The sequence below is a fragment of the Streptomyces sp. NPDC055078 genome, assembly GCF_053607985.1.
In genome coordinates this window covers 1-7,223 of sequence record NZ_JBSGUP010000419.1, presented here as the reverse complement: position 1 = coordinate 7,223, position 7,223 = coordinate 1, and the positions used below count along the sequence as shown (strand labels likewise).

General features: G+C 72.9%; 4 protein-coding genes and 1 pseudogene. All 5 read right to left on the bottom strand.

Annotation, left to right across the window (positions count from 1 at the left end; translation table 11 throughout):
• Positions 1-291, bottom strand: a pseudogene (locus ACWF94_RS27960) (phosphatase); the annotation flags it as partial.
• A gap of 3 nt (positions 292-294) precedes the next feature.
• A complete protein-coding gene (locus ACWF94_RS27955) occupies positions 295-3,069 on the bottom strand; it encodes a tetratricopeptide repeat protein (RefSeq protein WP_453494241.1) in 2,775 nt (924 codons plus the stop codon).
• Positions 3,066-4,406 carry a hypothetical protein gene (locus ACWF94_RS27950; RefSeq protein WP_453494239.1) on the bottom strand — a complete coding sequence of 447 codons (1,341 nt, stop codon included), beginning with the start codon at positions 4,404-4,406 and terminating at the stop codon, positions 3,066-3,068. The genes ACWF94_RS27955 and ACWF94_RS27950 overlap by 4 nt, the downstream gene beginning before the upstream one ends.
• Before the next feature lie 19 nt (positions 4,407-4,425).
• On the bottom strand, positions 4,426-5,637 hold the full coding sequence (locus tag ACWF94_RS27945) for a glutamate ABC transporter substrate-binding protein (RefSeq protein WP_453494237.1): 1,212 nt from the start codon (positions 5,635-5,637) through the stop codon (positions 4,426-4,428).
• An 11-nt stretch (positions 5,638-5,648) separates the two neighbouring features.
• Positions 5,649-7,049 (bottom strand): hypothetical protein, encoded by a 1,401-nt coding sequence (locus ACWF94_RS27940; RefSeq protein WP_453494235.1) that lies wholly within the window; start codon positions 7,047-7,049, stop codon positions 5,649-5,651.
• Positions 7,050-7,223: the final 174 nt, after the last annotated feature.

Genomic DNA, 7,223 nt, shown 5'->3' with positions numbered 1-7,223 from the left:
GCCGGTCGTCGGCTGTCCCGGCACCGGCAGCCGGTCGCCGCGCGAGTCAAGCCCCGGCAGATCGCCCGGCCGGTGCGCCGGAGCCGGAATGCCCGAGCTGTCCACGCCGGAGGCGGCGGGCCAGGCGACCGGGGTGCCGATGGCGAGGGTCGGGCGGTCGGCACCCGGTGGCGCCGGAGAGGTGGAGAGGTCGTACCCGCACGCGCCGCAGAAGCGGTCGCCCTCCTCCAGCGGCTCGGCGCATCCGGGGCACGCGGGCCCCGGGTCCGGCTGGTGCATCTGCGACGGCATCAATCACACCCACGTCCGGGGGCGGAAGCGGTTGGCGCGCTCCACCAGGTCCATCCGCTCCTCGCCCCGCTGGGCGAGCCGGGCGAGTACCCGGTACGAGCGTTCCAGCCCGAAGCGCAGGCCGCGTTCGTCCAGCTCACTGCCGAGCAGCGCCCCCGGCGCGGCCGACGCGACGGGCGCGCTGCCGGGCCGCGGCGCGCTCGACGGATCCGGTACGGACGACGGTGCTCCGGGACTACCGGAGAGTACCCAGTCCAGGGCCGTGCCGAGTACCTCCGTGGACAACTGCTCGCGGCGCACCGCGTCAAGACCGAAGTCCTTCAGGGCCTCCACCTGCGCCGCCGCCGCGAGGAGATCGTCGACCAGCGGGTCGTGCGCGGCGCGTCGCCGCAGCCGCGCCCGTACGGCGGCGACCCGGGCCGCCGTGTAGTGGATCGAGGCGCCAGGCACCGACTCCAGCGTCCGTACGGCCCCGGCCCGGTCGCCCGACGCGAGCTGCACCCGGGCGAGGCCGAAAGCGGCGCTGACATAGCTCGGGTCGGTCGTCCACACCAGGCGGTAGTACTCGGCGGCGTTGTCCAACTGGCCGAGCACCTCCGCGCAGACACCCAGCGCCAGCTTGGGCGCGGGCTCGCCCGGGAACGCGTCGTAGACCGCGTCGAAGGACAGCGCCGCCGCTTCGTTGTCCCCGCCGACCAGGGAGGTCAGGCCCCGGTACCAGACGACGCGCCAGTCGTCGGCGTGCCGGCTCTCCAGATTCTCCAGGGACTTGGCGGCGGAGCCCAGTTCGCCCATCTCCAGCCGGGCGCGCAGTTCGCGCAACCGGGTCTCCAGGGAGGGGGAGGGAGCGGAGTGCAGGGCGCTGATCAGCTCGGCGGGCGCGGCGGCCAGCAGGCCCGCGAGGAACCCGGCGTTCGGATCGCCCGGGTCGACGCGGGGGACGGGCAGGGCGAGCCCCACGACGGGGGTGTCGAGCGGAACGAGCTGCGGTGTGAGCCGCGCCCCGGGGGCCACACCGCCCACCGGCCCGCCCCCCGGCCCGGCTCCGGGCCCGTACGGGGCGCCGGCGGTCAGCTGGTGGGGGAGCGGGGTCCCCGCCGCCGGACCGCCGGGGATCGCGGCATGTGCCGGTGCCCCGCCGGGGACCCCGGCGGGTGCCGCCTGACCGCCAGGGCCCCCGGCGTGCGCCAACGCCCCACCGGGCATCGCGGCGGGTGCCGCCGGACCACCCGGGGCGATCCCCGCGTGCCCGTTCCCCGCGCGCCCGTTCGCCGCGCGGCCACGGGCCCGGCCGGACGCCCGCGCGCCCAGGGTGGACACATCACCCGTCAGCTCGGCGAACAACTCCGTGTCCGGCACCCGCGGTTCCGGCCCGAACAGGGTCGAGAGCGCGGGACGCGGGCGGCCCGTCTGCAGGGAGACGACCTCCCGGAGGACCCCGGTCAGCTGCTCCGCCATCTCCTGCGCCGAGGAGAACCGCCGGGCCGGATCCGGGTCCGTCGCCCGCACCAGCAGCCGGTAGAACGACTCGTACGTCCGGAAGACCTGGATGTTCTCCGGGTCCGGCAGGGAGTCCACGAAGACATTCGTATAGCCCTGGAAGTCGAAGGTGAGAACGGCCAGCGTCCGGGCGACGGTGTACAGATCGGAGGCGACGGAGGGGCCCGCGTCGGCGACCTCGGGGGCCTGGTATCCGACGGTGCCGTAGATCGCGGACTCGTCGTCGTCCATCCGCCGGACCGCGCCCATGTCGATGAGCTTGAGCTGATCCTGCTGCTGGATGGCGTTGTCGACCTTGAAGTCGCAGTAGAGCAGATTCCTGCTGTGCAGATGCCCCAGCGCCTCCAGCGCCTCGATGCCGTACGCGCACGCCTGCTCCACCGGCAGCGGATCCCGCTTCCCGGACGCGTCCCGGCGGTCGTTGGCCAGCTCCTTGAGCGACTTGCCGCCCACGTACTCCATGACGATGTAGCCGTCGAGCGAGCCGGTGCGCTGGTCGAGGTGCTCCACGAAGTTGTAGATGCGGACGATGTTGGAGTGCTCGATCTCGGCGAGGAAGCGGCGCTCGGAGATGGCCGCGGCCATGGCGTCCTGGTCGCCCGTGTCCAGCAGGCCCTTGAGGACCACCCAGCGGTCGGACACCGCGCGGTCGACCGCCAGATAGACCCAGCCCAGACCGCCGTGGGCGAGACAGCCCGCGACCTCGTACTGGCCGTGCACCACATCGCCCTCGGCGAGCTTGGGCACAAAGGAGTACGGATGGCCGCACGAGGTGCAGAAACCTTCCGTACGCCCCACCCGCTCCCCGCGCGAACGTCCCACCGGGGCACCGCACTCGGCACGGGAGCAGTACCGCTTCCGCTCGGGGACCTCGGGGTTGCGCATCACCGCGGCACGCGGCTCGGGGCGCGGCACATCGGGCACGGTCACCAGGCCCGCGCCCAGCCGGTTGCGCCCCGACGAGCCCGTGGAACTGCCGGAACTGCGCACCGAGACCGACCGGGACGAGGTGCTCGACCCGGTCAGCGAACGCGACAGCCGGCCCGACACCGAGCGGCGCGACGTCGACGAACGCGACGAGGCCCGCGAGGACGCCCGGGACGACCGCGAACTGCCCCGCACGGAAGCGCTGCCCCGCCCACCGCCGGCCCGGGAACTCCCGCCGCCCACGGCCACGACCGGTGCGAGGCCGCACTGGTCGCAGTACAGCTCGCCGCCGCCCATGTCCTCATAGCCGCCGTCGCAGCCGGGCCGCTGGCAGCTCTCCTTCTCGCTCATGCGTCCTTCCTTCGGTCGGCGGACTCCGGAACCCCGGGGCCCCGGGGGGCCAGGGCTTCCGCCGCGGCCTGCTGATAGCGCAGCACGGCCTGCTCGGCGACCCGCAGGTCGCACGGCGCGCTCCACAGCATTCTGCGCGCGATGTCGTACCGCTCGATCAGCAGCGGGTCCTCCGCGAAACCGTGCCGGGCCATCTTCGCCTTGTACGCGTCCAGCCGCCCGCGCAGCTCCGCGCGGACCGCGAGCGGAGCGGTGACCGACGTCAGGGACTCACGGGCCCGCGCCAGCTCGTCCTCCGCCTCCCGCTCCAGCGCTTCCAGCAGCGGCGAGAGCCGGTGCCACTGGGAGTGCCTGCGGTACTCGGCGGCGGTGGACAGCCGCTCCTGGAGCGCCGTGGGCGGACCGCTGACCGCGGGCACCTCGGTCGCGGCGATCTTCGCCAGCACCTCCCCGCGCGCGGACCGGGCCTCGGTCAGGGTGCGGTCGGCACGCGAGAGGACATCGCGCAGCCGGATCAGCCGCTGCTCGGAGTCCTGCCGGACCCGCAGCACCGCCTCGATCTCCCCGCGGATGTCCTCCAACGCGCGCGCGGAGCGGTCGTAGCGATCGGTGTCCGGCCGGCCGCCGCCGGGGGCCGAACTCCCCAGGGCCGGGCGCCAGAAGGCCAGCGGATCGGAGATCACCTGTGCGCGGAGCGTCGACAGCTCATGGGTGATGGACTCCAGCTCGTCCCCGGACGGGTGCTCCCCGGGCCGTACGCCCACCGAGTGCGCGAGCGAGCGGGTGCGCTGCAACTCGGCCGAGAGCAGATCGATGCGCGCGGGCAGCGCCGACCACACCGCGTCCGCCGTCACGACCATGTCCAGCGAACTCGCGTACAGCTCGTTCATCCGGGCGACCAGCCCTTCGAGTGTGAACCGCTCGGAGAGCCTGGCGGGCCCCGTCAGCGACGGAGAGGTGTGGGCGGCCTGACTGGCCACGGTCACACTGGGGCCCCGCAGCCGCTCCGTCAGCTCCACCAGATCGTCGCGTCCCGGCCAGCGGCGGCGGGCGCGCAGCTCACGGATGTCGTTCAGGGCTGCGGCGTATGCGTCGAAGTAACCCCACAGCAGGGTGATGGCCTGCTCGGTGGCGGCCCACCGGTCCTTGGTGACCCCGGTCAGCTCGGCGCCTTCGAGAAGTCTGCGGCCGGCGTGGTCCTGGAGGGCGAGCAGTGAGGTCTCGATCGCCTCGTGCTCGGCGCCGAGGCGTGTCAGCGCACGGTCGACCTCGTCCCGGTCCATCGCCGGCGGCTGGGCCTTCCCGCCGGAGCCGGGGTACGGTCCCGCGACGCCCATCGATCACCCCTTTCGTAGATCAGTTGCGGTACTTGGACTTGGGAGGGCGGCCGGATATGCCGCGCAGGTCGTCGTCCAGCCAGTACTTGTACGCGGCGGTCCAGGCACTCTGGCGGTACTCGTCCAGGATCCAGTTCACCCGGCGCACCAGATCGTCGTTGCCGCGCTTGGCGGCGACGCCGTAGTACTCCCTGGTGAAGGGCTTGGCGCCCTTCAGTTCGACGGCCGGGTCCTGGGCGGCGTGGCCCGCGCCCAGGGCGTTGTCCGTGACGATCGCGTCCACCAGGCCCTCCTGGAGGCGCACCAGACAGTCGAGCTGGTTGGGCACGGTGAGGATGTCCTCGTCCGCGGGCTTGCCGTCGTTCTCGTCCTTGAAGATCGCGCCGTACGAATTGTTCTCCAGCGCCTCGTAGGCCGTCGACCCCTCGGCGGAGCAGACTTTTTTGCCCTTCAGGGATTTGTCGTACCCGGTGATGTCGGAACTCCTGGGCGCCAGGACCTGCTGACCGGCCTCGAAGTAGGCGGTGGAGAAGGCGACCTGCTTGCTCCGGGCGCAGTTGATCGTCATGGTGCGGACGACCAGGTCCACCGTGCCGTTGTTCAGGGCGGGGATGCGCTGGTCGGTGGGAATGGCGCGGAAGACGATCGCGTCCGGCTTGCCGAGGATGTCCTTGGCGATGGCGCGGGCGAGATCGATGTCAAAGCCCCGGAGGGTGCGGGTCGCCGGGTCGCGGTATCCCCAGCGATAGCTGTTCTGGTCGACGCCGACGACCAGTTTGCCGCGCTTCTTGATCTCCTCGATGTTCGGTCCGTCGGCGTCCGACGGGGTCAGAGACCTTTCGGGCTCTTTGCAGGTGTCCGCCTTGGCGGGGGTCGCCGCCGAGACGCTCCGATGACCGTGGTCGGCGGGGGTGGTACCGGCGCCCCGGGAGAGCGGGATCAGGGTGGCGGCCGTGGTCAGCACACAGGCCGTCGCCATACCCGCGACGCCGCCCCAGCCACGGAAGGGGAACCCGCTCCTCCTGCTCGTGGCGCCCCTGCTGCCCGGCCCGCTGCCGTTGCTGAAGGTGCCCCTGTCGCGGAAGCCGGACCCGCTGCTGTCGCTGAGCGCGCCCCCGTCCCCGGACCCGCTGCCGTCCCCGGCCCGGTCCGAGCCCCCGGACCGGCTGCCCGGTGCCGTGGAGCCGGCTCCGGCGCCACCGGTCTCCGGTGCGGTCTGGTCGTCCGCCATCTCGCCCCCTTTCACCGGTACTCCGACAGCCTGCGGTTGATACCGAGGATCGCGCCCGCCGCGCCCAGCACCCCGAGGACGGCCGCGCCGATCGACAGCCCGCTCAGGGCGTCCCGTCCGTCCTTGGCGGCCCGGGTGAACTCCCGCTGCTCGTGCGCCAGCGCCTTCTTCAGCGACGCGTCCACCCGGTCGAAGGACAGCCCGGTGGACTTCTTCGGGCCGATGACCTTGGCCAGCGCGCCTTCGTAGTCACCGGACTTGTCGGTCGCACTGGCGTCCTTGTGCCGGGACTGCCACTCGGCCACGCCATCGGCCGCCGCGGCGACGGGGAGGCTGCCTTCGTCGTCCTCCGCGAGCGCCCCCGCCTTGCGCAGCTCTTTGCCCAGGACGGCCATGCCCGCGTTGTACTCCGTCTCGTACTTGTCGTGCTTGCCGTCGTCGGTGAGCACCGCTCCCCGGGCGACCAGGACGAGGTTCTCATTGGCGCGGGCCTGCAGGGAGCTGATGCGCGCGTCGTTCAGCACCTTGAGGGACCTCTGGCCGTCCTTCTGCGCTTCGTTCAGCTCGGCGCGGGCGACCGTGTGTCCGACGGCGAGCCACAGCAGGACGACCGTGGTGGCGGCGGTGGCGGCGAGCAGGCCGTGGTTGAACACGCGGTTCGTCCGGTGGTAGTTGCGCCGCTGGGCCCAGACCAGGGCGCCGAGCGCCAGCAATCCGGTCGCCAGGGAGAAGACCGGCCAGAAGCGGGCGTCGTCGTCGTCCTGGTCGAGCCGGGCCGTCTCCGCGTCGTAGAGCTTCTGGGCGGCGGGCAGCAGGACCTCGGTCATCTGCTCATTGGCGAACCGCAGATAGGCCCCGCCGAGCGGCAGTCCCTGGCGGTTGTAGGAGCGGGCCGTCTCCACCCGTCCCGCGTAGACCGGGAGCTGTTCGTTCAGCGTGGCAATCTGGCGGCCCGACTCACTGGAGCTGTCGGTGTTCGTCGCGGCCTTGATCAGCAGCTTGGAGGCGAGCGCGATGTCGTCCTGATAGCGCTTGCGCACCCCCGGCGGCTCCGTCCCGGACCCCGCGAGGAAGCCGCTGGAGGCCGCGGTGTCGGCGTCGGCCAGCGAGCGGTACACGGAAGCGGCGTCCGCGCTCAGCGGCTGGCTGCGGCTCACGACGTCGTCGGCGGCCGATGCCCGGTCGGCGATCTCCAGCGCGGTCACCGCCCCGAACGCGACCACCAGCGCGGCCAGCACGGCCCCGATGATCCGGAGGCGGCCCGGCTCGGTCGTCGCCGCCGCGCGCAGCCGGCTCCCGGCCTCGGCCAGCACACCGCGCTCGGGCGGCCGGCCGGGAGGGCCGGCGGCACCCGGGGCGCCGAAAGAACCCGGTGAACCCGGAGATCCTGGTGATCCCGGGGCACCTGGCACACCGAAAGGACCGGCGGGGGAGCGGGCCGACGTCAGCGACCGAGGGGGAGGTCATATGGCACACCCACCGAATGTGCGCGCGCCCGGGCCGGGGTCCGCGTCGGCGTCCGCACAGCCGTCCGCACCCCCCGCCGGTCCTTTCGGTGTGCCAGGTGCCCCGGGATCACCAGGATC